This is a genomic window from Mycobacterium sp. AZCC_0083 (assembly GCF_014202335.1).
GTDB lineage: Bacteria > Actinomycetota > Actinomycetes > Mycobacteriales > Mycobacteriaceae > Mycobacterium.
In genome coordinates, this window is the sequence record NZ_JACHGP010000011.1 from 76,590 (window position 1) to 99,302 (window position 22,713).

At 65.4% G+C, this 22,713-nt stretch carries 20 protein-coding genes and 2 pseudogenes; 15 read left to right on the plus strand and 7 right to left on the minus strand.

Going from position 1 to position 22,713, the window contains the following annotated elements:
* The first annotated feature begins 44 nt into the window (after positions 1 to 44).
* Positions 45 to 248 carry a hypothetical protein gene (locus HNP02_RS26320; RefSeq protein ID WP_184443578.1) on the plus strand — a complete coding sequence of 68 codons (204 nt, stop codon included), beginning with the start codon at positions 45 to 47 and terminating at the stop codon, positions 246 to 248.
* On the opposite strand, the gene HNP02_RS26325 is transcribed toward HNP02_RS26320, so the two are convergent.
* Genes HNP02_RS26325 through HNP02_RS26335 form a run of 3 tightly spaced genes read right to left on the minus strand, consistent with a single transcriptional unit; the run spans position 245 to position 3,257 of the window.
* Positions 245 to 1,351: a galactokinase gene (locus HNP02_RS26325; RefSeq protein WP_184443579.1), complete on the minus strand. Its 1,107-nt coding sequence runs from the start codon at positions 1,349 to 1,351 to the stop codon at positions 245 to 247. The two genes, HNP02_RS26320 and HNP02_RS26325, sit on opposite strands and share 4 nt — an antisense overlap.
* Positions 1,352 to 1,356: 5 nt before the next feature.
* A complete protein-coding gene (galT, locus tag HNP02_RS26330; protein ID WP_184443580.1) occupies positions 1,357 to 2,457 on the minus strand; it encodes a galactose-1-phosphate uridylyltransferase in 1,101 nt (366 codons plus the stop codon).
* A complete protein-coding gene (locus tag HNP02_RS26335) occupies positions 2,454 to 3,257 on the minus strand; it encodes a DeoR/GlpR family DNA-binding transcription regulator (RefSeq protein WP_309241700.1) in 804 nt (267 codons plus the stop codon). The genes galT and HNP02_RS26335 overlap by 4 nt, the downstream gene beginning before the upstream one ends.
* Before the next feature lie 173 nt (positions 3,258 to 3,430).
* Between HNP02_RS26335 and HNP02_RS26340 the strand changes: the two genes are divergently transcribed.
* The 3 genes from HNP02_RS26340 to HNP02_RS26350 all read left to right on the plus strand — a co-directional run bounded on the left by HNP02_RS26340 (position 3,431) and on the right by HNP02_RS26350 (position 6,978).
* Positions 3,431 to 5,143 (plus strand): sodium:solute symporter family protein, encoded by a 1,713-nt coding sequence (locus HNP02_RS26340; protein ID WP_184443581.1) that lies wholly within the window; start codon positions 3,431 to 3,433, stop codon positions 5,141 to 5,143.
* A gap of 20 nt (positions 5,144 to 5,163) precedes the next feature.
* Positions 5,164 to 5,472, plus strand: coding sequence for a hypothetical protein (locus HNP02_RS26345; protein WP_184443582.1), 309 nt, complete (start codon positions 5,164 to 5,166; stop codon positions 5,470 to 5,472).
* A gap of 108 nt (positions 5,473 to 5,580) precedes the next feature.
* Positions 5,581 to 6,978, plus strand: coding sequence for an NAD-dependent succinate-semialdehyde dehydrogenase (locus HNP02_RS26350; RefSeq protein ID WP_184443583.1), 1,398 nt, complete (start codon positions 5,581 to 5,583; stop codon positions 6,976 to 6,978).
* Positions 6,979 to 7,048: 70 nt separating this feature from the next.
* Here HNP02_RS26350 and HNP02_RS26355 read toward each other — a convergent pair whose 3' ends face one another.
* Positions 7,049 to 7,765 (minus strand): TetR/AcrR family transcriptional regulator, encoded by a 717-nt coding sequence (locus HNP02_RS26355; RefSeq protein WP_184443584.1) that lies wholly within the window; start codon positions 7,763 to 7,765, stop codon positions 7,049 to 7,051.
* Between the two features lie 266 nt (positions 7,766 to 8,031).
* Positions 8,032 to 8,607 carry a transposase gene (locus tag HNP02_RS26360; protein WP_309241706.1) on the minus strand — a complete coding sequence of 192 codons (576 nt, stop codon included), beginning with the start codon at positions 8,605 to 8,607 and terminating at the stop codon, positions 8,032 to 8,034.
* 7 nt (positions 8,608 to 8,614) lie between these two features.
* Between HNP02_RS26360 and HNP02_RS44125 the strand changes: the two are divergent.
* From HNP02_RS44125 to HNP02_RS26375, 3 genes and pseudogenes are all read left to right on the plus strand, one after another.
* Positions 8,615 to 8,725, plus strand: a pseudogene (locus HNP02_RS44125) (hypothetical protein); the annotation flags it as partial.
* Positions 8,726 to 8,825: 100 nt separating this feature from the next.
* Positions 8,826 to 9,971 carry a thiolase family protein gene (locus HNP02_RS26370; RefSeq protein WP_184443585.1) on the plus strand — a complete coding sequence of 382 codons (1,146 nt, stop codon included), beginning with the start codon at positions 8,826 to 8,828 and terminating at the stop codon, positions 9,969 to 9,971.
* 33 nt (positions 9,972 to 10,004) lie between these two features.
* Positions 10,005 to 11,153 (plus strand): acyl-CoA dehydrogenase family protein, encoded by a 1,149-nt coding sequence (locus HNP02_RS26375; protein WP_184443586.1) that lies wholly within the window; start codon positions 10,005 to 10,007, stop codon positions 11,151 to 11,153.
* 52 nt (positions 11,154 to 11,205) lie between these two features.
* Here HNP02_RS26375 and HNP02_RS26380 read toward each other — a convergent pair.
* Positions 11,206 to 11,603 (minus strand): annotated as a pseudogene (locus HNP02_RS26380) (NAD(P)-dependent oxidoreductase); the annotation flags it as partial.
* Positions 11,603 to 12,490, minus strand: coding sequence for an alpha/beta hydrolase (locus HNP02_RS26385; protein WP_184443587.1), 888 nt, complete (start codon positions 12,488 to 12,490; stop codon positions 11,603 to 11,605). The gene HNP02_RS26385 and the pseudogene HNP02_RS26380, both read right to left, overlap by 1 nt.
* A gap of 681 nt (positions 12,491 to 13,171) precedes the next feature.
* On the opposite strand from HNP02_RS26385, the gene HNP02_RS26390 reads away from it, so the two are divergent.
* From HNP02_RS26390 to HNP02_RS26425, 8 genes are read left to right on the plus strand one after another with little or no spacing between them, the layout of a single operon-like run.
* A complete protein-coding gene (locus HNP02_RS26390) occupies positions 13,172 to 13,981 on the plus strand; it encodes an ABC transporter permease (RefSeq protein ID WP_184443588.1) in 810 nt (269 codons plus the stop codon).
* A 5-nt stretch (positions 13,982 to 13,986) separates the two neighbouring features.
* Entirely contained in the window at positions 13,987 to 14,844 is an 858-nt protein-coding gene (locus HNP02_RS26395) for an ABC transporter permease (protein ID WP_184443589.1), read from the plus strand.
* A gap of 9 nt (positions 14,845 to 14,853) precedes the next feature.
* Entirely contained in the window at positions 14,854 to 16,137 is a 1,284-nt protein-coding gene (locus HNP02_RS26400) for an MCE family protein (protein ID WP_184443590.1), read from the plus strand.
* On the plus strand, positions 16,134 to 17,162 hold the full coding sequence (locus HNP02_RS26405; protein WP_184443591.1) for an MCE family protein: 1,029 nt from the start codon (positions 16,134 to 16,136) through the stop codon (positions 17,160 to 17,162). The genes HNP02_RS26400 and HNP02_RS26405 overlap by 4 nt, the downstream gene beginning before the upstream one ends.
* Positions 17,159 to 18,253, plus strand: a complete 1,095-nt coding sequence (locus HNP02_RS26410; protein WP_184443592.1) for an MCE family protein — start codon at positions 17,159 to 17,161, stop codon at positions 18,251 to 18,253. Before HNP02_RS26405 ends, HNP02_RS26410 begins: the two co-directional genes overlap by 4 nt.
* Entirely contained in the window at positions 18,250 to 19,746 is a 1,497-nt protein-coding gene (locus HNP02_RS26415; protein ID WP_184443593.1) for an MCE family protein, read from the plus strand. Before HNP02_RS26410 ends, HNP02_RS26415 begins: the two co-directional genes overlap by 4 nt.
* Before the next feature lie 5 nt (positions 19,747 to 19,751).
* A complete protein-coding gene (locus tag HNP02_RS26420; protein WP_184443756.1) occupies positions 19,752 to 21,059 on the plus strand; it encodes an MCE family protein in 1,308 nt (435 codons plus the stop codon).
* Complete coding sequence (locus HNP02_RS26425; protein WP_184443594.1) at positions 21,059 to 22,693, plus strand: MCE family protein; 1,635 nt, start codon at positions 21,059 to 21,061, stop codon at positions 22,691 to 22,693. The genes HNP02_RS26420 and HNP02_RS26425 overlap by 1 nt, the downstream gene beginning before the upstream one ends.
* The last annotated feature ends 20 nt before the right edge of the window (positions 22,694 to 22,713 follow it).

Below are 22,713 nucleotides of genomic sequence, written 5' to 3' on the forward strand. Positions count from 1 at the left end.
GTCCTTTGCCCGTCAAGGCGGCAACCGCCGCAGCAGCAGCACTATTGATCTTGGGTGCGGGGGCTCTCTCGACGGCACCGCCGGCCGCCGCTGACGGCTGCGGGAACGTGGTGGTATGGGGCAATGGCGGCGGTCAATGCGACGGGCCGTTCTATGAGGACGGAAGTTTCCAGCGCTGCGTCACCGTGTACGTGCTTGGCATCGGCGGCACCAACTGTTTCCTAGTGCCGCCACCACCGCCGCCCTAACGCCCCTCCCGGCCTGCGCCCGCGCCGGCGTGAGTGCGGGTGATGGCCGGATCGACGAAGCCGGCGTCGCGGGTTGCCCGGCGTACCGCGTCGGTGACCGCGTCCTGCTTGGCGGCCGGCACCAGGGCGATCACGCAGCCGCCGAAGCCGCCTCCGGTCATGCGCGCTCCGAGTGCCCCGGCCGCCACCGCGGTGTCGGCGATGAGATCGATGTGGTCCGTGGTGATGGCGAAGTCGTCGCGCATCGATGCTTGCGAGGCGGTGAAGATCTGGCCCACCTGGGTGAAGTCGGAATCCCGCAGCGCTGCAACGACATCGAGAACCCGTTGGTTGTCTGTGAGGATGTGGCGGGCGCGGCGGGCATCGACCGGGTCGTGCACCGCCGCCAGGGCCGACGGACCGCCGGGCTGTGCCTCCCGCAGTGAGGAGAATCCCAGATCGGCGGCCGCACGTTCGCAGGCCTTGCGGCGTTCGGCGTATTCGCCGCCCGCGTGGCGGTGCGGGGCGCGGGAGTTGATCAGCAGCAGCGCGATGCCGGAGGCGTCGGGATCGAACGGCACTGGCGCGACGGTGGTATCGCGAAAGTCGATCAGCATGGCGTGGTGCGGCGCACCGAACAGCGACGCCAGTTGGTCCAGCAGACCCGTTGGGGCGCCGACGTAGTCGTTCTCGGCGTGCTGCGCGATCCGTGCCATGTCGATGCGGTCCACGTCGACGCCGGCGGCGGTGACCAGTGCGCCGAGGGCCGCGCACTCGAGCGCCGCCGACGAGGCCAGCCCCGATCCCATCTCCACCCCACTGGTGACGTCGAGGACGCCGCCGGGAATCCGGTGCCCGGCGCGGCTCAGCGCCCACACCACCCCCGCGGCGTAGGCCGCCCAGCCGGTGACTTCGCCGGGGGAGGTGCCGAGCGGAATCCTCGCCTCACCGTCGTCGCGATCACTGCGCACCGTGATCGCATCGCCGTCGCCGGGTTGGAAGGTCGCCACCGTGCGCTCCGGCAGCGCGATGGGCAAGGCGAAACCCAGGTTGTAGTCGGTGTGTTCACCGATCAGGTTGATCCGGCCCGGTGCGGAGTACGTGATCGTGCGGTTGGCGTCCATGGCGTTCACACCTCCCGCAACTGCGCGGCGACGTTCTCCGGTGTTACGTCGCTGATGAAGGCGTCCATCGCCGACTCCGAGCCGGCAAGGAACTTCAGCTTGGTGGCGCTGCGGCGCACCGACATCAATTCGACGTGGAAGTAGCCGTCCCGTTGCGCATCGGTGTCGGCGTACTGATGTAGCGCCGAAATATAGGGCAGCGGTGTGGGATACATCCGGTCGAACCGGCGCAGGACGTCGAGGTAGATGTCGGCGAACCCGTCCAACTCCGTGGCGTCGAGCTCGGTGAGGTTGTGGACGAATCTGTTCGGATAGACATGCACTTCCACCGGCCAGCGCGCGGCGAACGGGACGAACGCGGTGAAGAGTGCGGTTTGGGCGATGACGCGCCTACCGTCGGCGATCTCGTGGGCAAGCAGGTCGGCAAACAGGTTGGTGCCGTTGAGTTCCCGGTGTGTAGTGGCCTGGCGCAGCATCATCGCGGTCCGCGGGGCCAGATAGGGGTAGGCGTAGATCTGTCCGTGCGGATGGGTCAGCGTGACCCCGATCTCCTCACCTCGGTTCTCGAAGCAGAACACCTGCTCGATACCCTCCCGGTTCATCAGGTCGGCGGTGCGGTGTCGCCACGCCTGCACGACCAGGCGGGCATGCCGGGGGGCGAGCTCGGCGAACGATGCGTCGTGGCTGGGGGAGAACGAGATGACCTCGCAGCGGCCATGACCGGGCGCCGTGACGAATCCGGTGCCGTCGACACTGGGCGGCATGGCCGCGGGTCCATCCGTCCCGGCGAGGCTGGGGAACCGGTTCTCGAAGACGACGACGTCGTAATCGGCCGCGGGCACTTCGCCGGTCAGCCCGGACGGGCCCGGGCACAGTGGGCAGTCGCCGGCCAGCGGCTTGTAGGTGCGGTCTTGGCGCAGCGCCGCGATGATGACCCACTGACCGGTTTGGCGGTCAAAACGCAACTCGGACTGCCCATTTGCCTGCTGTGGCAGCGGTCGTCGGTCCTGCACGGGTGCCGGCAGGTGACCCGCCAGAGCGAAGAACAGCAGATCGCGGCCATCTGCCAGAGTCCAGCGCATTGGTGTGGTCGTACGGTCGGTCATCGTGCTACCCCCACCTCGGCGATCAGCAGGTCGCCGACCTGTGAGCCGACGGCGGCCCGATCGTCCCCGGCAAGACCGTCATCGACGATGAGCGTGTTGACCTGCGCCAGCCGCGCAAACACGTTGGTGCCGACTTCGCAGTACTTGGTGTGATCGGCGAGCACGACCAGCTGGCCGGAGATCTCGATCAATGCCCGATTCGTCTGCGCCTCAGCGATATTCGGGGACGTCAGGCCGGCCTTGCGGTCGAATCCGTGCACGCCAAGGTAGGCGGCGTCCACTCGGAACGAGGCGATCGCCGCATCGGCGACCGGTCCCACCAACGCATCCGACGGGGTGCGAACACCACCGCTGAGATAGACCAGCGGTCCGTCGGCGCTTGCACCGGCGGGATCGGTCATCTCGCGAAAGACGCTGATGGAGTTGGTGATCACGGTGATGGACGGTCGCTGCCTCAGGCTGCGCGCCAGCTCGGTGGTGGTGGTGCCCGCGCCGATCGCGATCGTCATGCCATCCTCGACCGTCGCGGCCGCGACAGCGGCGATCGCCGCCTTCTCCGCCCGCTGCTGACCCGCTTTCACCGCCGACCACGGTTCCTCGCCCCGCTTGTGGCGCGTCACCGCGCCGCCGTGAACCTTGCGCAGTTGATCCTGTGCGTCGAGGGCATCGAGGTCGCGACGGACGGTCATCTCGGACACGTCGAGGTCGGCGGCCAGGTCGGCCACCCGGACCGCACCGGCGGAGTTCAGGACACGCAGGATCAGGCTGCGTCGCTCGTCGGCAAGCATCGTCGGGGCCATCCTTCCCGTGCTCTTCCCGGAGGCGTGTGCGGCACTGTTCCAGGTGAAACGAACAATAACAAACATAGCGACCCGTGATCGAGGGCCGAATGCGGTAGATGGGTGTTGCTTTCTGTTTATTAAAGTAAGAACATGTTACGTGATCCGCATCACCCAATGAAGGAGTGCCATCGATGACGGCCACTGTGCTGGCAGCTGAGAACGTATTGCGGGTCAACGCGGGAGTACTCGACTACGTGCTGATCGCGGTCTACTTCGTGTTCGTTCTCGGCATCGGATACATCGCCCGCAGCCAGATCTCCTCGAGCCTGGACTTCTTCCTGTCCGGGCGCCGACTGCCCGCCTGGGTGACTGGCGTGGCATTCGTATCGGCCAATCTGGGTGCCGTCGAGATCATGGGCATGTCGGCCAACGGCGCGCAGGTCGGGCTTTCGACCGTGCACTACTACTGGATCGGCGCCGTCCCGGCGATGCTGTTCCTCGGCGTGGTGATGATGCCGTTCTACTACGGCTCCAAGGTGCGCAGCGTTCCCGAGTTCATGCGCCGCCGCTTCGGCACCGGCGCACATCTGGTGAACGCCATCAGCTTTGCCGCCGCCCAGGTGCTCATCGCAGGGGTCAACCTGTTCCTGCTGTCGTCCGTCATCAACGTGCTGCTCGGCTGGGAACGCTGGGTGTCACTGATCATCGCGGCCGCGATCGTGCTCACCTACACCGCGCTTGGCGGCCTGTCCGCGGCGATCTACAACGAGGTGCTGCAGTTCTTCGTGATCCTCGCCGCGCTGATCCCACTCACCGTGTTCGGGCTCATCAAGGTCGGTGGATGGAGCGGTCTGAAGGACAAGGTGATCGACACGACCAAGTCCGGCGGCTCGGTGACCGCGTCGGTGCAAGAGCAGCTCAACTCGTGGCCCGGCCAGGCGCTCAGCGGTTTCAGCAGCCCGGTCTGGTCGGTGATCGGGATCGTGTTCGGGCTCGGATTCGTGCTCTCCTTCGGCTACTGGACGACTAACTTCGTCGAGGTGCAGCGCGCCATGGCCTCGGATTCGATGTCGGCGGCACGGCGCGCGCCGATCATCGCGTCGTTCCCGAAGATGTTCATCCCCTTCGTGGTGGTCGTGCCCGGCATGATCGCCGCCGCGGCGATCGGCGACATGATCCATCTGAAGACCACCGGCGAGGGCGGGGTCACCTACAACGACGCCATGCTGCTGATGATCCGCGACATCCTGCCCAACGGTCTGATCGGCGTGGCGGTCGCCGGCCTGATGGCGTCGTTCATGGCGGGCATGGCCGCGAACATCTCGGCGTTCAATGCCGTTCTGAGCTATGACATCTGGCAGCAGTACGTGGTCAAGAACCGATCCGACGACTACTACATCAAGGTGGGCCGCTACGCGACGGTGGTCGCGACGATCCTGGCGATCTTCACCGCGCTGATCGCCGCCGGCTACTCCAACCTGATGGACTACCTGCAGACCCTGTTCGGGTTCTTCAACGCACCGCTGTTCGCAACCTTCATCCTCGGCATGTTCTGGAAGAGAATGACCGCCACCGCAGGCTGGACCGGCTTGGTGTCAGGAACGCTGGCCGCGATAGTCGTGTTCATCCTGTCCAAGGTCGGCGTCATCGATCTGCCAGGACAGGGCATGCCCTTCCTGGCAGCCACCGCCGCGTTCGTCGTCGACATCGTCGTCAGCGTCGCCGTCAGCATGGTGACCACGCCCAAACCCGCGGCCGAACTGGCCGGCTTCGTCTACTCCGAGACGCCGGTGCACATGCGTTCCGATCCGGCCGACGCGGGCAGACCCTGGTTCCAGCGGCCGGTTCCGCTGGCCTCGGTGGCGCTCGTCCTCGTCATCGCCCTCAACATCGTCTTCCACTGAGATCTCTGCGAGGAGCCACCATGACTCGACCACATCCCCATCCGGTGTTGCTGCACCTGTTCGACATTCGCAACATCGTCGGTGCGTTGCTCGCCATATACGGCGTGCTACTCACCATCGCCGGATTCGTGCCAGCGATCCTCGGCGACCACGACGATTCGGCCGCCGCGACCGACCGCACCGACCTCTACGTCGGCACCGACGCCAACTGGTGGGTGGGGCTCATCCTGCTAGCCATCGGGATCGGCTTCTTCGCATGGGCCTTGCTGCGTCCGTTGCGACCCGAGGTGCCGGCATCCGACGAGGCACCCGCGGCGCCGGAGGGTTAGCTCAACGGGACGGCCGAGAACCGTCCGACTCCCGGAAAATGAGGTTGTCTGTTTCGGCCGATTCATCCGCGGTTAGATTGGACACACAGACGTCAAGGGAGCCACTTCATGACAACCACCATTTCCGCTCAACCCATGTACCAAGTCGTCAACCCGGCGACCGGCGCCGCTGGTGAAGCCTTCGATTTCGACACCGACGCCCAGGTCGAGGCGACGCTGGCCGCCTCCGCCGAGGCATATCGTGCATGGCGGGACGTGCCGATCGCCGAGCGGGCGAAGGTCGTGGCGCGGGTGGGGGAGCTCTTCAAGGAGCACGCCGACCGGCTCGGCGCCATCGCGACCGAGGAGATGGGCAAGCCGCTTCCCGAGGCGGTCGGCGAGGCCGACTTCTGCGGCGACATCTTCGACTACTTCGCCACCGAGGGGCCAGGACTGGCATCCGCGCAGGAGATCAAGACGTTCTCCGCCGGCAAGGCCTACGTGCAGAAGCTCCCGATCGGACCCCTGCTTGGCATCATGCCGTGGAACTATCCCTTCTATCAGATCGCGCGATTCGCTGCGCCAAACCTGGTGTTGGGCAACACGATCCTCCTCAAGCATGCCGAATCCGTGCCGAAGTCGGCGCTGGCCGTCCAGGAACTCATGGACCAGGCCGGGGTGCCGTCGGGCGTGTATCAGAACATCTTCGTGTCATACGCACAGGTGGAGCAGATCATCGGCGACCGCCGCATCGTCGGCGTCTCGTTGACCGGCTCGGAGCGGGCCGGGTCGGTGGTGGCGGCCATCGCCGGCAAGAATCTCAAGAAGTGCGTGCTCGAGCTCGGCGGATCCGACGCGTACGTGGTGCTGGATTCCGATGACGTCAAGGCATCAGCAGACTTGGCGTGGGACACCAGGATTGGGAACACCGGGCAGGCGTGCAATTCGAACAAGCGGATGATCGTCGACAGCGCCATCTACGACGGCTTCGTCGGGCGGCTCGTCGAACGCGCCAAGGACCTGAAGCCGGGTGACCCGGCCGAAGCCGCCGACGGCACCTTCTCGCCGCTGTCGTCGCGCAAGGCCGCCGAGATCTTGCACGAGCAGGTTCAGGACGCCGTTTCCAAGGGCGCGACACTGCACGCCGGCGGCGTTCTTGCCGACGGCCCGGCGGCCTACTACTCGCCTGCGGTGTTGACGGGCATCACCCCCGAGATGCGCGCGTATCGCGAAGAGTTGTTCGGTCCCGTCGCCGTGGTGTATTCCATCACCAGCGACGAGGAGGCGTTGACGCTTGCCAACGACTCCGACTACGGCCTTGGCGGCGCGGTGTTCAGCACCGATCGCGAGCGTGCGGAGAAGATCGCGCAGCGGCTCGAGTCGGGCATGTCGAACGTCAACGCCCCCGCCAACGAAGGTCAAGAGGTGCCCTTCGGCGGCGTGAAGCGCAGCGGGTTCGGGCGTGAGCTGGGGCCGCTGGGGATGGATGAATTCGTCAACAAGCGGCTGTACTACGTCGCCGAGTGACGGCGTTCTCCGGGAGATCGCTTGCGCTGCGAGTGCAGGCGATTTCCCGGAGTAAGAATGCGATTCTCTGCTAGCTGGCGGCGAAGCCGTTGGCGCAGAAGTCCCACACTTCGTCGGCCGAGATGAGCTTGACGGATGCATCATCCGAACCGCTGGATTGCGCGACGAACATCACCGTCTGCATGGTCATCACTGCCATCCGCTTGGGGTCGAGGCCGGGGCGCAGCTTGCCGGCCTCGGAGGCGTCCACCATCAGTTCGGTGAGCAGCACCAACAGCGGTGCATGGGCGATCTTGACCTCGGACGGGTGCGATACCAGCAGGCGCGGCGCGAAGTCGTTGAACAACGGCCGCCTTGCCCCGGGATCCGGACGCGACGACTCGAAGAGCAGCTCGACGGCGATCTTCAGCCGCTCGATGGGATCGGATTTGCCCGCCGTCGCAGCGCGGATCTGATCGGCCGACCGGCTGAGCGCGTCCTCGAACAACGCGAGAAGCAGCTCGTGCTTACCGTCGAACTGCAGGTAGAAGCTTCGCAACGACTGACGCGAGCGGTCGACGACCTCCTGCACGGTGAAGTCCGTGCTGTTCTTTTCGATGATGATCGCCTGGGCCGCGTCGAGGAATCGTTGCACACGTTGCGCGGCACGTAGTTTCGCCGTCTTGATCGACCGTTCGACCGCGCGTTGCTTCCATGCGGGTTCTTCGCTGGGGCTGCTCACCGGCTGCTCGGATGCAGGCCGATTGGGGAGAACATGGATGAACTGTACCGGAGAACGCCTTGGCATTGCGGTCCTAGACCCCCTTGCAGTCACCCTATTTGAGATTAAAACTTCCTCACTGCGAGAATACTATTCTCATTCTCGCCTTTACAGAAGACCTGCGAGAAATGGCGCACTCCACGCTTCCGTCGACACCCCTGATGGGCTTGGACCTGGGTGTCACCCTCGAAGGGACACGACTGCACGGTTCCTCGGAGAACCCGCCGGCGAACCCGGCTGTGTGCAACTGTTTTTCGGTGACTTCTCTGGCGGCTGTAGCCGTCAGCTTCTTTTCACGCCGCTTGGGTGTGAAGGGCCAGTCCAGCCCGCAGGATGTTGCGCGCAGCGTGTTCGTCGGCCTGGGCGCGATGCCCGCACCGTTGGCAGACGAACTCTGCTTGGCTGACACGATTCCCCCGTGCTGCATGTCCACATTTCTCGCAGCCATCGGAGGTGTGCCGGGGGTCGACCTCGATCCATACCCGCCCAGCGTCTTCCGCTTTGGCGCGCAACATAGCGAGGAAACCGCCCCAGCCCGCGTCATAGATGCTTCTGTTCAGCCCGGACTTCGCCCGTGCCTCGTTGGGGAGAAACTGACCGGGCGTGTCGGGGTCGGGCACCGGTTTGGCACGACGAACCATGTTGGCGATCGCCAAATCCTCAACCACCGACAGGTCATAAACCTCAACCAGGCCGCGGGCTTGTTTGTGGTGAAAGTCCTTGCGCTGGTTGGCGATCTTGCGGTGCCGCGCCGCGACCGTTGCCCGCTTGGCCTGACGGTTACGCCCGCCGCGGCGAGCGCGTTGTAGCCGCTGCTGGGCGGCAGTCAGCTTGTCCGCCGCGCGGCGGCCCCAGCGGGGATTGTCGATGTGCTCCATCTCCCGGTTCTTCCGTGAGGCGCGTCTGATGAAGATCGCGCCGATCAGTCAGGAGATGATCCTGAACTTCCTTGGCTTCCACGTGCTGGGTTTGCCGAGGAGCTACTGACGGCCATCGACGGTGATCAGACGGCCAACTCGGGCCCGCCCACAGCCGGCTGACTTCGCCACGGCAGACTCGGGGGACAGCACCAGATGGGAGCGAGATCATGCGTGAAACCGTCATCGTCGAAGCAGTGCGAACCCCCGTCGGCAAACGCAACGGCGGCCTGTCCGACCAGCACGCCGCCGACCTGTCCGCCGTAGTCCTCTCCGAGCTCGCCGAACGCACCGGAATCGATCTCGACGTGATCGACGACGTGGTGTGGGGCTGTGTCTCGCAGGTCGGCGACCAGTCGAGCAACATCGGCCGCTGGGCGGTGCTGGCCGCGGGCTGGCCAGAACACATCCCCGGCACCACGATCAATCGGGCGTGCGGATCGAGCCAGCAGGCACTCGACTTCGCCGTGCAGGGGGTGATGTCCGGCCAGCAGGACGTCGTCGTCGCGGGTGGGGTGGAGGTGATGAGCCGGGTGCCCCTCGGCGCGGCGCGCACCACCGGTATGCCGTACGGACCGAAAGTCCTTGCCCGGTATGATGATTTCGCGTTCAACCAGGGCATCTCGGCTGAGATGATCGCCAAGAAGTGGAACCTGTCCCGGACCCGTCTCGACGAGTACTCCGCGCAGTCACACGAACGGGCCGCCGCCGCGCAGGACGCGGGAGCCTTCATCGACCAGATCGTCCCGGTCTTCACCGCGGGTGACGTGGTGACGACCGACGAGGGCATCCGTCGCGGCACCACCGTCGAGAAGCTCGCCGGGCTCAAGCCTGCCTTCGCCGACGACGGCGTCATCCACGCAGGCAACTCATCGCAGATCTCCGACGGTGCCGCCGCGCTGTTGGTGATGACGACCGAGAACGCGGTTCAACTGGGTCTGACGCCGCTGGTCCGCTACCGCGCAGGCGCGGTCACCGGTGCCGACCCGGTGCTCATGCTCACCGGTCCCATCCCCGCCACCGAGAAGGTGCTGCACAAGTCGGGCGTTGGCATCGACGAGATCGGCGTATTCGAGGTCAACGAGGCATTCGCGCCGGTGCCGTTGGCCTGGCTGGCCGAGACCGGCGCCGACGAGGCACGGCTCAACCCGCTGGGCGGGGCGATCGCGCTCGGCCATCCGCTCGGCGCCTCTGGCGCGGTGCTGATGACCCGGATGATTCACCACATGCGCGACAACGGAATTCGCTATGGCCTGCAGACCATGTGCGAGGGTGGCGGCACCGCCAACGCCACGCTCGTCGAGCTCATGAGCTAGCTCGACCGTAGAGAACCTTCGAAAGGAGGCGCCATGCGCCGCGATCTGTTCACCGAGGACCACGAGGCGTTCCGCGAGCTCGCCCGCGACTTCGTCGACAAGGAGGTGGTTCCGCACTATCCCGAGTGGGAGAAGGGCGGACGGATGCCCCGCGAGGTGTTCAAGCAGATGGGCGAGCTCGGCATGCTCGGCGTGGCGATCCCCGAGGAGTACGGCGGTGGCGGCATGCCCGACTACCGCTACAACGTCGTCATGCAGGAGGAGGCTGCGCGCGCACTGGTCACACTCTCCACGGTCCGCACCCAGCTCGAGGTGATCCTGCCGTACTTCCTGCACTACGCGAACGCCGAACAGCGCCAACGCTGGTTCCCTGGCCTCGCCGCGGGGACGCTGCTCACGGCCATCGCGATGACCGAGCCAGGAACCGGTTCGGACCTGGCGGGCATGCGCACCACCGCGGTGCGTGACGGCGACGACTTCATCATCAACGGATCCAAGACCTTCATCACCGGCGGCATGCAGGCCGACCTGGTGATCGTGGTCGCCCGCACATCCACCGATGCCGACAACCGTCGCAAGGGACTCACGTTGTTCGTGGTCGAGGACGGCATGGCGGGCTTCACCCGCGGTCGCGAGCTGGAGAAGATGGGCTGCAAGGTCCAGGACACCGCCGAACTGTCGTTCGTCGACGTACGCGTGCCTGCGGCCAACCTGCTTGGCGAGGAGGGCGAGGCGTTCGGCTACCTCGGCCACAACCTCCCGCAGGAACGCCTCACCGTGGCCGTCGGGTCGGTCTCTCAGGCACGGTCTGCGATCATTGCGGCGATCGAGTACACCAAGGGCCGCAAGGCATTCGGCACACCTGTCTCGTCATTCCAGAACACCAAGTTCGAACTCGCCGCGTGCTCGACGGAGGTCGAGGCGGCCCAGGCGATGCTGGACAGGGCAGTCAGCCTGCACGTCGAGGGTGAGCTCTCGCCCGCCGACGCCGCACGGGTGAAGTTGTTCTGCACCGAGATGCAGCAGCGCGTGATCGATCGCTGCCTGCAGCTCTTCGGCGGCTACGGCTACATGATGGAGTACCCGATCGCGCGGCTGTACACGGATGCCAGGGTGGCGCGCATCTACGCAGGCACCAGCGAGGTCATGAAGGTGATCATCGCCAAGTCGCTCGGCCTCTAGCGGGGGTGGTCCATCGACGTCAGAGCGGCGTCCGCCGCGGTGAAGACGACGCCCTCGCCACCTGGCCGCTGCCCACCGGGCCGAGGTGCACTATCGCATCAGAATAGGTCTCGAATACGGGACGGGCCCTTGCGACGACGTCCGCGTCTCCGCCGACCATGACGAGCAGCGCGCTATCGGACGCTGCCTGCGCTCCGCCGTTGACCGGTGCGTCGATCACCGAAATGCCCTTGTCCGCAACCCCCTTGGCGATCTCCCGGCAGGTGTCGGGATGCACGGTGCTGTGGATGGCGACGACGCCGCCCGGCGCCAGCCCCGCCAGCACGCCGCTATCGCCTTCGAGGACGTGCTTGACGTCGTCGTCGCCGACGACGACGCACAGGCAGACCAGATCGCTCGCCGCGCCATCGGCGCGCCCTGCCTGCCAAGTCCGATGAAACCGACGCGCATCAACCCGCCTCCACGTCGACATCCGTGCCCTCGTAGGCGATCACGCATTCTTCGACGAACGACAGCACGTGCTGGTGGTAGGCATCCGCCGTCAGACCGACGCTGAGGTTGTGCCCACCGCCTGCCACCTCGTTGACCACGACACGGGGTGAGGCCGTGAATAGTGCCGCTACGTCGGCGCTGGCCGCAGGCGACGACTCCCAAACGCTTTCGTGCTCGGCGACGCTGAACTCGACCGGCACCCGTACCCTGGCCGCGATCGCCGGGAAGTCCCGCTGCGCCCAGTTCGACGTCGACTCGACCTCGTAGTCGGCGCGGGGTGCCGACAGCCCACCGGTCAACACCTCGGGCGGATAGAGGTTGGTGGGCTGCCACAGCAGATCGCGCAGCCCATCGGGGCGCTTCGTGGTGGTTGCCTGGCTGAGAACGGCTTTCGCGCCTGCTTGGAAGGTCAGCCCGGTACCGGCCAGCTCGATGCCGAGCACGTCGGTGCCGCGGTCGTCGACCGCCACCCGCATGGCGAGTTCGCAGCCAGCCGAGTGCGCGAAGACGAACACTCCCGCCCCGCGGCCACCCGGCGGGGCGATCTTGTCGACCGCGCCGACGGCCAACTCGACGCGTCGTTCGGGCGCCATCAGCTCGTCCTGGTACAGCGCCGACGCGCCGTAGCCCGGTCGGTCAAGGGCGATCGCGGTGAATCCCAAAGATGCGGCACTGCGCAGCAACGAGAATCGCGGGTGGCCGGGACAGTCGAAGTACACCGCGGACGTGCCACCGCCGTGGATCGCAACGATGACGGCACGTGGATCGGGCACCTCGGCCACCAGCCCGGACATCGGTACGGCGCCGACCATCACCACCCGGGGGTGTGGGGTTGCGGTGCTCATGGGGTGCTCACGAACCGGTCCGCAGCAGTATCGCTTCACTCGGCGTCAATCCCGGCACGTCGGACAAATTGGCTCCCTGGTTTGCTAAGGCGTTGCGCCGTTGGCGATGTGGGGCATCGTCGACACCGTGCGATCACGGCATCCTGATCCGATTGAAACACGACGCCGGTGCCGATCGACGACGTACAGCCCAGTCATCGAGCGACAAGTGCTCGTTTGCGTGATTAGCGCACGTCACGAGGCTGCCTTCGGTACTGAGAATAGCATTCTCGATGACGAGAATAGATACGTCAGATGGAGTAATTCTGGGGCGTCCGGACCCTGGCAAAGGCGCCGCGAACAAAAGTTGCCTCAACACCCACAGCCCATATGACTAGGCCATCTACGCTTCCTTGTGTTCTCGACCATCGAATGTATGATTCGCGAAGAATGAGAATGATATTTCCAGTACAGCGAAGGAGTGTGGATGTCGGCGTCGTCGACGAGCACGAGTGGCGGGCACGCGGATATGGGTTCCGACTCGTCTCGGACGGCGTTGCCGGAAGCGCGACCCGCAATGCCTCCGGCACCTGGTACTGGGAGGCCGACCTGAATCGCACTGGCGCACATCATTGTTGGCGCGACAGTCAATGCCAGCCGTAACCATGCCGGCCGTAACCATCCTGGAAGGACCCGGAACCGATGGCAGTTAAGGGGCCGGAGCGCTGGTCCACGGGGATTGTGCTGCCCAACGGACTGGCGGGGACGATGGGCGCGGTCGGCGGCTTGTTCTCGATGGGGTTGGACGCGGTGAGGTTCGTGTTCGTGCGGCCGTTTCAGTGGCGGGAGTTTCTGGAGCAGTCGTGGTTCGTGGCGCGGGTGTCGTTGGCGCCGACGCTGTTGGTGGCGATTCCGTTCACGGTCCTGGTGTCGTTCACGTTGAACATCCTGTTGCGCGAGTTGGGGGCGGCGGATCTGTCGGGGGCTGGTGCGGCGTTCGGTGCGGTCACCCAGGTGGGCCCGGTCGTGACGGTGCTAATCGTGGCGGGTGCGGGGGCGACGGCGATGTGTGCCGATCTGGGGTCGCGCACGATCCGCGAGGAGATCGACGCGCTGGAAGTCTTGGGCATCAACCCGGTGCAGCGCTTGGTGGCGCCGCGGATGTTGGCGTCGGGTTTGGTCGCGCTGCTGCTGAACAGCCTGGTGGTGATCATCGGGATTCTGGGCGGCTACGTGTTCTCGGTGTTCGTCCAGGACGTCAATCCTGGTGCGTTCGCTGCCGGGATCACGCTGTTGACCGGGGTGCCCGAGGTGATCATCTCGTGTGTGAAGGCGGCGCTGTTCGGGCTGATCGCCGGCTTGGTGGCGTGCTATCGGGGGTTGACGATCTCCGGTGGCGGGGCCAAGGCGGTGGGTAACGCGGTCAACGAGACGGTGGTGTACGCGTTCATGGCGTTGTTCGTGATCAACGTGGTCGTCACGGCCATCGGCATCCGATTGACCACGGGCTAAGCGGCATGGGCACATTGGCGACGTTGCGGGGCGCCTATCCGCGGTTCACCCGACAGTTCGGCAAACCTGTCGGGGTGTTGTCCCGGATCGGCGATCACACCTTGTTCTACGGTCGTGCGTTGGGCGGGGTGCCGCACGCGATGATCCACTTCCGCACGGAGGTCATCCGGCTGATCGCCGAGATCTCCATGGGCGCAGGTACGTTGGCGATGATCGGCGGCACCGTGGTGATCGTCGGATTCCTCACCCTGGCCACCGGCGGCGTACTGGCGATCCAGGGGTACAGCTCACTGGGCAACATCGGCATCGAAGCGCTCACCGGCTTCTTGGCCGCGTTCATCAACGTGCGCGTCGCCGCCCCAGTGGTGGCAGGCATCGGGTTGGCGGCCACGTTCGGTGCCGGGGTGACCGCGCAACTGGGGGCGATGCGGATCAACGAGGAGATCGATGCCCTCGAGTCCATGGCGATCCGTCCGATCGAATACCTGGTGAGTACACGGATCGTGGCGGGAATGATCGCGATTACCCCGCTGTACGCGATCGCGGTGATCCTGTCGTTCCTCGCCTCGCAGTTCACCACCGTGGTGTTGTTCGGCCAGTCCGCTGGTCTGTACGACCACTACTTCAACACCTTCCTCAACCCGATCGACCTGCTGTGGTCGTTCCTGCAGGCGGTGCTGATGGCGTTGGCCGTCCTGTTGATCCACACCTACTTCGGCTACTTCGCGACGGGCGGCCCATCGGGTGTCGGCGCTGCGGTGGGCAACGCCGTCCGGACCTCACTGGTCGTCGTGGTCTCGGTGACACTGTTGGTGTCGCTGTCGATCTACGGCGCCAATGGCAACTTCAACCTTTCGGGATAGGGAGAAGACTTGACTAGGAACTTCGGTCCCGGCCCGGCCGAGAGATCCGAGACCGCCAGCGCGGCAACGCCGTTGGCGGCGTCGTCGGGACGCCATTTCGGAGTGAGCACCTACGCACGGCCACTGGCGGGTTTCGGCCTGGTGGCGGCCATAGTGTTGATCCTCGCACTGGCGGTCGCCCTGTTCCGGGGCGACTTCACCAAGACCGTGCCCGTCACGGTGATCGCGGATCGCGCAGGCCTCGTGATGAACCCCGATGCCAAGGTCAAGATGAACGGCGTCGAGGTCGGCAAGGTCTCCTCCATCGATTACCAGCCGGACGGGACTGCCGCTCTGCGCCTCGCGATGGATCCAACTGCGCTGCCCCTGATTCCAGGGAACGTCAAGGCGGACATCGCATCATCGACGGTCTTCGGCAGCAAGTTCGTTCAACTGCAGGCACCGCCGGACCCGTCTGGGCAGCCGCTGCGCGAGGGGCAGGTGCTGCGCGGCGAACACGTCACCGTCGAGATCAACACCGTGTTCCAGCAGCTGGTCTCCGTGCTGTCGAAGATCGACCCCGCCAAGCTCAACGAGACGCTCGGAGCCATCTCCTCGGCAGTCGGCGGCCGCGGCGAGAAGTTCGGCCAGACGCTGACCGACTTCAACGCCCTGCTGGCCAAGATCGAGCCGAGCCTGCCGAATCTCGCGCGGGACATCGAAAGTGCGGTGCCGGTGCTCAACGCCTATGGCGACGCGGCACCCGATCTGATCAGGACGGTCGACAACTCGACTCGGGTGAGCCAGACCATCGTCGACCAACAGCAACAGCTGGACGAATTCCTGGTCAGCGCAATCGGTTTGGCCGACGTAGGCAATGACGTGGTCGGCGGCAACCGCCAAGCCATCACCGACGTCATGCACCTGCTGGTGCCCACGACTGACTTGCTGAACAAGTACCACGAGACCTTGTACTGCGCTATCGGGGGCCTTGGGCAGTTCACCAAGTCGCCGCCGCTGCCATTGCCGGGCGTCGTGGTGTCCTCCAGTTTCAACCTGGGCATCGAACGCTACCGCTACCCGAAGGACCTGCCGAAGGTCGCCGCAAAGGGCCGCCCGTACTGCCAGGAACTGGGGCTGCCCGTCGTGCCACCAGAATGGAACCCGCCGTCCATCATCGGCGACAGCGGTTCCAATCCCTGGCAATACGGCAACCGGGGCATCGTGCTCAACTCCGACGGGCTCAAGCAGTTCCTGTTCGGGCCCATCGACGGCCCGGCGCGCAACTCCGCACAAGTTGGAGAGCCAGGATGACCGGCTCGCGGAGCATGATCGTCAAGTTCGGGATCTTCGCCGTGGTGATGGTGCTGCTCACGGTGTTCCTCTTCTTCACCTTCGCGCAGGTTCGGACCGGATCGACGAACGGCTACTCCGCAGTGTTCGCCGACGCGTCACGGCTGAAGACGGGCGATACCGTCCGAATCGCAGGCATCAGGGTCGGCACCGTGAGGGACGTCGCGTTGCAGTCCGACAAGAACGTGATCGTCGACTTCGACGCGGACCGCAACATCGTGCTCACCACCGGCACCAAGGCGGCGGTGCGATACCTCAACCTGGTCGGTGACCGCTACCTGGAGTTGGTGGACGGGCCGGGATCGACGCGGGTGATGCCTGCGGGTGCACAGATCCCGAAGGACCGCACCGCCCCCGCTCTCGACCTCGACCTTCTGCTCGGTGGGCTGAAGCCGGTCATTCAGGGGTTGAACCCGGAAGACGTCAACGCGTTGAGCGCCTCGCTCATCCAGGTGCTGCAGGGTGAGGGCGGGACGCTGGAATCGTTGCTCTCCAAGACCTCGTCATTCTCCAATTCGATTGCCGACAACAACGAAGTCGTCGGTCAACTCATCGAGAACCTCAAGAACACCTTGGACACGCTGTCCAAGAACGGCGACGAATTCTCCGGCGCCATCGATCGCCTGGAGCAGTTGATCACCGGGCTGTCGAAGGATGGTGACCCAATCGGGCATGCCATCGTCTCGCTCAGCAACGGCACCGCGTCACTCTCCGATCTGCTCACCGAGGCCAGGGGGCCGTTGGCTGGCACGGTGGACCAGCTGAACCGTCTCGCCCCGCTGCTCGACGATGACAAGGACCGCCTGTCCGCCGCACTCGAACGGGCACCGAACAACTACCGCAAGCTCGCACGACTCGGCGCCTACGGCAGCTTCATCCAGTACTACATCTGTGGAATCTCCTTCCGCGCCAGCGACCTTCAGGGGCGCACAGTGCAGTTCCCCTGGATCAAGCAAGAGACCGGAAGGTGCGCTGAAGACTCATGATCAAGTACCGCGGGTCTCAACTCATCAGGGCAGGCTTCATCGGCGTCGTCCTGATCGTCCTGGTCATCGCCGTCGGACTGCAGCCCGAGCGGATCCTGCACTGGGCGACCTCCGTCCGCTACCAGGCGTTGTTCGCCGAAGCGGGTGGCCTCGACGTCGGTAACGAGGTGACGATCTCCGGTATCAAAGTCGGTGCGGTGTCCACTATTTCGCTGCAGAATGGCGACGCGCTGGTCAGATTCACCCTGGAGGGCAGGTACCCGCTCGGCACCGAGACCACCGCGCACATCAGGACCGGCACACTGCTGGGCGAGCGCGTGGTGACACTGGACTCGGCAGGCGACGCCACGATGAACCCGGGGGAGACCATCCCGGTCTCGCACACCTCGTCGCCATACTCGCTGACCGATGCGGTGAGCGAGGTGACGTCCAACACCGCCGCGACGGACACGGGTCAGCTCAACCAGTCCCTCGACACGTTGTCGCAGACCCTCGATCAGATCGCGCCGCAACTGGGGCCGACCTTCGACGGGCTGGCCCGGTTCTCGAAGTCGTTGAACGACCGCAACGCCGGCCTTGGCGAGCTGCTCCGGACGGCAGGCGACGTCACTGGCGTGCTGTCGGCGCGCAGCGCACAGGTGAACACGTTGATCCTCAACGCCAACGACTTGATCGGGGTCCTCGACGACAGGCGCCATGCGATCGTCGGGCTACTGGCGAGCACCTCGGCCATGTCGCGGCAGTTGTCCGGCCTGGTAGCCGACAACGAAGCCGAGTTGGCGCCGACACTGAAGCGGCTCAACGACGTCAACGCCATGCTGGAGAAGAACCGCGACAACATCGCCGAGGCGATTCCGGGCTTCGCCAAATTCACGCTCACTCAAGGCGAGACGGTGTCCAACGGCGCGTACTACAACGCGTACATCCCCAACATCCAGCCGTCTCAGCTGTTTCAGCCGTTCTTCGACTACGCCTTCGGGTTCAGGCGGGGCGTCGACGCCGGACAGCCGCCAGACAATGCCGGCCCTCGCGCCGAGTTGCCGTTCCCGGTCAACGGAATCCCTCAGCCAGGAGATCTGCCACCACGATGAGGAAACGACTAATCACCGCTGCAGCGGTCGCCTTGGCCGTGGCGCTCGTTGCGGGCGCGGCCTTCCTTGTCCGTCAGGTGTTCTTCGGGCCGACCAAGATCTCGGCGTTGTTCTCCACGGCCACGTCGATCTACCCCGGCGACGAGGTGCGGGTCGCGGGCGTGAGAGTCGGCAAGATCGAGGCCATCGAGCCGCTGGGAACGCACGCCAAGATCGTCATGAGCCTCGACCATGGCATCTCGATTCCGATCGATGCCAAGGCAGTCATCGTCGCCCAGAACCTGATCTCGGCGCGCTACGTGCAGCTCACGCCGTCGTATCGGAACCAGGGCCCGACGATGGCCGACGGTGCCGAGATTCCATCCGATCGGACCGCAGTACCCGTCGAATGGGACGAGGTCAAGACCCAGTTGATGCGCCTGGCAACCGAATTGGGTCCCAAGAGTGATGTGTCGGGCACGTCGGTCGGACGGTTCATCGACAGCGCCGCCAACGCGATGGACGGAAATGGTGCGAAGCTGCGCCAGACGCTGGCCGAACTTTCCGGCGTGGCACGGATACTCGCCGATGGCAGCAGCAACATCGTCGACGTCATCAAGAACCTGGCGACCTTCGTGACGGCGCTGCGAGACAGCAACACCCAGATCGTGCAGTTCAACAATCGGCTGGCAACGCTGACCAGCGTGGTGGACGACAGTCGTTCTTCGCTCGACGGAGTACTGGACAACCTGTCGGTCGCCATCGTCGACGTCCAGCGATTCGTCTCGGGCACGCGCGCGCAGACCTCCGAACAGATTCGCAGCCTCGGCAGCGTGACCCAGAACCTCGTCGAACACAAGACATCCCTGGAGAACTTGCTGCACCTCGCACCGAACTCCATTGCCAATACCGAGAACATCTACAACCCGACCAGCGGAGCGGTGAACGGCGGGTTCGTGCTCAACAACTTCTCGAATCCCGTGTGGTTCGTCTGCGGCATGATCGGCGGCATCGAGAACACCACCGCGCCCGAGACCGCGAAGTTGTGCGAGCAATACCTGGGCCCCGCGCTGCGGTTGCTCAGCGTGAACAATCTCCTGCCGTTCCCGGTCAACGCGTACCTGATGCCGTCGGCCGACCCTGACAAGATCATCTATACCGATCCGAAGCTGGCACCCGGCGGTGAAGGAGCGGGCGATCCACCGGAGCCGCCCCCCGCGGTATCGGCGTACACGGGACTCGGCGACAACGTGCCACCGTTCGGATACGGCGCTCCGCCTCTCATCGCCCCGGGTCCCAATTCGCCTCAGCGAGAAGTAGCCGGGGATCCGTTGCCGCCGTTGTTCCCCCGCGCACCGATCCCCAACTGGCCCCAAGTGGACGTAAACGGCATGCTCCTTCCCGGAGGGGTGGCCCCAGGTCCACCGTCAGGTCCGCCGGTTCCGCCACCACCCCCGGCCGGTAACTCACTCAATGGCCAGCCGCTGCCCGCCGAAGCTGGAGGGACGCCATGAGCACGATGACGAACACTGTGCGACGGTTCGTCGTCATCGGTTCCTGTGTCGCGATGACGGTGACGGGCTGCGCGTTTCAGGGTCTGAACTCCCTGCCGTTGCCTGGTGCGGTGGGGCGTGGCTCGGATGCCACCATCTACCACGTCGAAGTCGCCAACATCGCTACGCTCGAATCGAATTCGCCGGTGATGATGAACGACGTGGTGGTCGGCAGTGTGGGCAGGATGGACGTCAAGGACTGGCATGCCAACGTCGAGATCAGGGTGAAGCCCGGCGTGGTGGTGCCTGCGAACGCGGTAGCCTCCGTGGGCCAGACCAGCTTGTTGGGCTCGATGCACCTGGCGCTCAACCCGCCCGTTGGTGAGCAACCCAGCGGCACGTTGGCGCCCGGTTCGACGCTGAGCCTGAATGAGTCGTCGACCTATCCGTCGACCGAACAGACGCTTTCGTCGCTGTCGACGATCGTCAACGGCGGCGGGCTTGGCCAGATCGGCGACGTCATCCACAGCTTCAACCTGACGCTGTCCGGCCGCGAGCCGCAGATCCGCGAACTGCTCACCCGGCTGGACGACTTCGTCGGCGTACTCGATGCCCAGCACGACGACATCATCGCGGCCATCGAGCAATTGAACCGGGTCGCGAGCACGTTCGCCGGGCAGCGCGACGTCATCGAGCGAGCGCTCAAGAGGATTCCGCCCGCACTCGACACGCTCATCCAGGAGCGGCCACGGATCACCACCGCACTCGAGCGGCTCGGCGACTTCAGCGACACCGCAACCCAACTCGTCAACGACACCCAAGCAGATCTGGTGCGCAACCTGGCCAACCTCGAGCCTGCGCTCAAGTCGCTCAGCGACGTCGGGCCCGATCTGGGCCGATCGCTCGCGTACGCCACCACCTTCCCATACAGCCAGTCGCTCATCGACCGCGCGATCAAGGGCGACTACATGAACCTGTTCGTCATTCTCGATCTCACCTACCCACGGCTCAAGCGCACGCTGTTCGCCGGCACCCGCTGGGGACAAGAGGACGCCAAACTCGTACCGGCGCCGGGCGATCCCTGGTATCTGAACTACTCGTACGACCCACTGAAGCTTGCAGGCACGGGACCGCCGCCGGCCGCACCCGATGCCCTGGGCGTGCTGGACGAGACACCGCCTCCGTCCGGGCCGCTACCGCTGGTGACCGAGCCGGTGCTTCCGATTTCACCGCCGCCGGCGCCCATGGGAGCCCCGGCTCCGGTTGACCTGTCGGCGTCGCAGATCTTCGCCGGTCCGTACGGCGTCGCGCCCGCACCAGGAGGTGGCAACTGATGTTGACGCGATTTGTCCGCATTCAATTGATCCTCTTCACGATCGCGTCGGTGATCGGCGTTGCCGTGATGCTGTTCGGCTACATCCAGGTGCAGACCCTGCGCGGCCTCGGCCGCATCGAAGTGACACTCGAACTGCCCGCCACCGGCGGCCTGTACCGCTTCGGCAACGTCACCTACCGTGGTGTCGAGGTCGGCAAGGTCACGGACGTGAAGCTGACCGACGCGGGTGCCGAGGCCACGCTGACACTGGACACCTCGCCGAAGATCCCGAGCGACCTGCAGGCCAACGTGCTCAGCGTATCGGCCATCGGCGAGCAGTACGTGGACCTGCGGCCAAGGACCGACTCGGGTCCTTTCCTGGTCGACGGTTCGGTGATCTCGGTGCAGGACACCACGATTCCGCAGGCGGTCGGACCGATGCTGGATCAGCTGAGCACGCTGGTGGACAGCTTCCCGAAGGAGAAGCTGAGCCAGCTTCTCGACGAGGCGTACACGGCGTTCAACGGCGCGGGTTACGACTTCGGGTCACTCCTCGACTCCGGCAGCAAGCTGACGGCCGACACCAACTCGGTGTCGGATCAGTTGAAATCGCTCATCGACGACAGTGGGCCTCTTCTGGATACCCAGGCGCAGACCACCGATTCGATCCGCACCTGGGCGCGCAGCCTGGCCGGCATCACCGAGCAGGTGGCGAACAACGACCCGCAGGTGCGCACCATCCTGGAGCGTGGGCCAGGGTTCGCCCAGGAGGTGTCTGGACTGCTGACCGACCTCAAGCCCACCCTGCCGGTGCTGCTGGCGAACCTCACCACGCTCGGCCAGACGCTGGTCACCTACAACCCGTCGTTGGAGCAGACCCTGTTGCTGTTCCCCGGATACATTGCGGCACAGCAGGCGTTCGGCTTGCCGCAGAACAACCCCACTGGTTTGGCGTCGGGTGACTTCACCCTGACCCTGGGTGACCCACCGCCGTGCACAGTGGGCTTCCTGCCGCCCTCGCAGTGGCGTAACCCAGCGGACACCACCGTGATCGACACGCCGGACGGGCTGTACTGCAAGCTGCCGCAGGACTCGCCGATCTCGGTACGCGGGGCACGCAACTTTCCGTGCATGGGCCATCCAGGGAAGCGCGCGCCGACGGTCGAGATCTGCGACAGCGACAAGCCGTTCGAGCCATTGGCTACGCGCCAGCACGTGTTGGGTCCATACCCGTTCGATCCGAACCTGGTGTCACAGGGCATCCCACCCGACGACCGGGTGGACTTCAGCGACCGGCTCTATGCGCCGGTCGAGGGCACGCCGCTGCCGCCGGGTGCCGTGCCCGCGGGCACACCTCCGGACGGACCGCCGCCGCCGGCAGCTGCACTACTGGCGCCGCCTCCTCCCGGGAACTCACTGAACGGGCAACCGATCGAAGCACAGCCGCCGGCCGAGCCCCCGCCACCTGTCGACGGTGCGGTGCCCGCGGCGCCGAGTGCCTACAGCGGGAACCCGTCGCGGGGCACGGTCGCCGTCGCGCATTACGACCCGGCCACCGGCAAGTACATGACGCCCGACGGTCGCCTGGAGCAGCAGACGAATCTGATTGCGGGAGCGGCGCCGAAGTCGTGGCAGGACCTGCTGCCGACCTGACGTGACACGGCCGTGCCCAG

Excerpts from the sequence above, each read along its gene's own strand:
- HNP02_RS26325 (WP_184443579.1), bottom strand. The coding sequence starts at position 1,351 with ATGGACGCCAACCGCACGATCACGTACTCCGCACCGGGCCGGATCAAC.
- galT (WP_184443580.1), bottom strand. The coding sequence starts at position 2,457 with ATGACCGACCGTACGACCACACCAATGCGCTGGACTCTGGCAGATGGC.
- HNP02_RS26335 (WP_309241700.1), bottom strand. The coding sequence starts at position 3,257 with ATGGCCCCGACGATGCTTGCCGACGAGCGACGCAGCCTGATCCTGCGT.
- HNP02_RS26340 (WP_184443581.1), top strand. The coding sequence starts at position 3,431 with ATGACGGCCACTGTGCTGGCAGCTGAGAACGTATTGCGGGTCAACGCG.
- HNP02_RS26345 (WP_184443582.1), top strand. The coding sequence starts at position 5,164 with ATGACTCGACCACATCCCCATCCGGTGTTGCTGCACCTGTTCGACATT.
- HNP02_RS26350 (WP_184443583.1), top strand. The coding sequence starts at position 5,581 with ATGACAACCACCATTTCCGCTCAACCCATGTACCAAGTCGTCAACCCG.
- HNP02_RS26355 (WP_184443584.1), bottom strand. The coding sequence starts at position 7,765 with ATGCCAAGGCGTTCTCCGGTACAGTTCATCCATGTTCTCCCCAATCGG.
- HNP02_RS26370 (WP_184443585.1), top strand. The coding sequence starts at position 8,826 with ATGCGTGAAACCGTCATCGTCGAAGCAGTGCGAACCCCCGTCGGCAAA.
- HNP02_RS26375 (WP_184443586.1), top strand. The coding sequence starts at position 10,005 with ATGCGCCGCGATCTGTTCACCGAGGACCACGAGGCGTTCCGCGAGCTC.
- HNP02_RS26385 (WP_184443587.1), bottom strand. The coding sequence starts at position 12,490 with ATGAGCACCGCAACCCCACACCCCCGGGTGGTGATGGTCGGCGCCGTA.
- HNP02_RS26390 (WP_184443588.1), top strand. The coding sequence starts at position 13,172 with ATGGCAGTTAAGGGGCCGGAGCGCTGGTCCACGGGGATTGTGCTGCCC.
- HNP02_RS26395 (WP_184443589.1), top strand. The coding sequence starts at position 13,987 with ATGGGCACATTGGCGACGTTGCGGGGCGCCTATCCGCGGTTCACCCGA.
- HNP02_RS26405 (WP_184443591.1), top strand. The coding sequence starts at position 16,134 with ATGACCGGCTCGCGGAGCATGATCGTCAAGTTCGGGATCTTCGCCGTG.
- HNP02_RS26410 (WP_184443592.1), top strand. The coding sequence starts at position 17,159 with ATGATCAAGTACCGCGGGTCTCAACTCATCAGGGCAGGCTTCATCGGC.
- HNP02_RS26415 (WP_184443593.1), top strand. The coding sequence starts at position 18,250 with ATGAGGAAACGACTAATCACCGCTGCAGCGGTCGCCTTGGCCGTGGCG.
- HNP02_RS26420 (WP_184443756.1), top strand. The coding sequence starts at position 19,752 with ATGACGAACACTGTGCGACGGTTCGTCGTCATCGGTTCCTGTGTCGCG.
- HNP02_RS26425 (WP_184443594.1), top strand. The coding sequence starts at position 21,059 with ATGTTGACGCGATTTGTCCGCATTCAATTGATCCTCTTCACGATCGCG.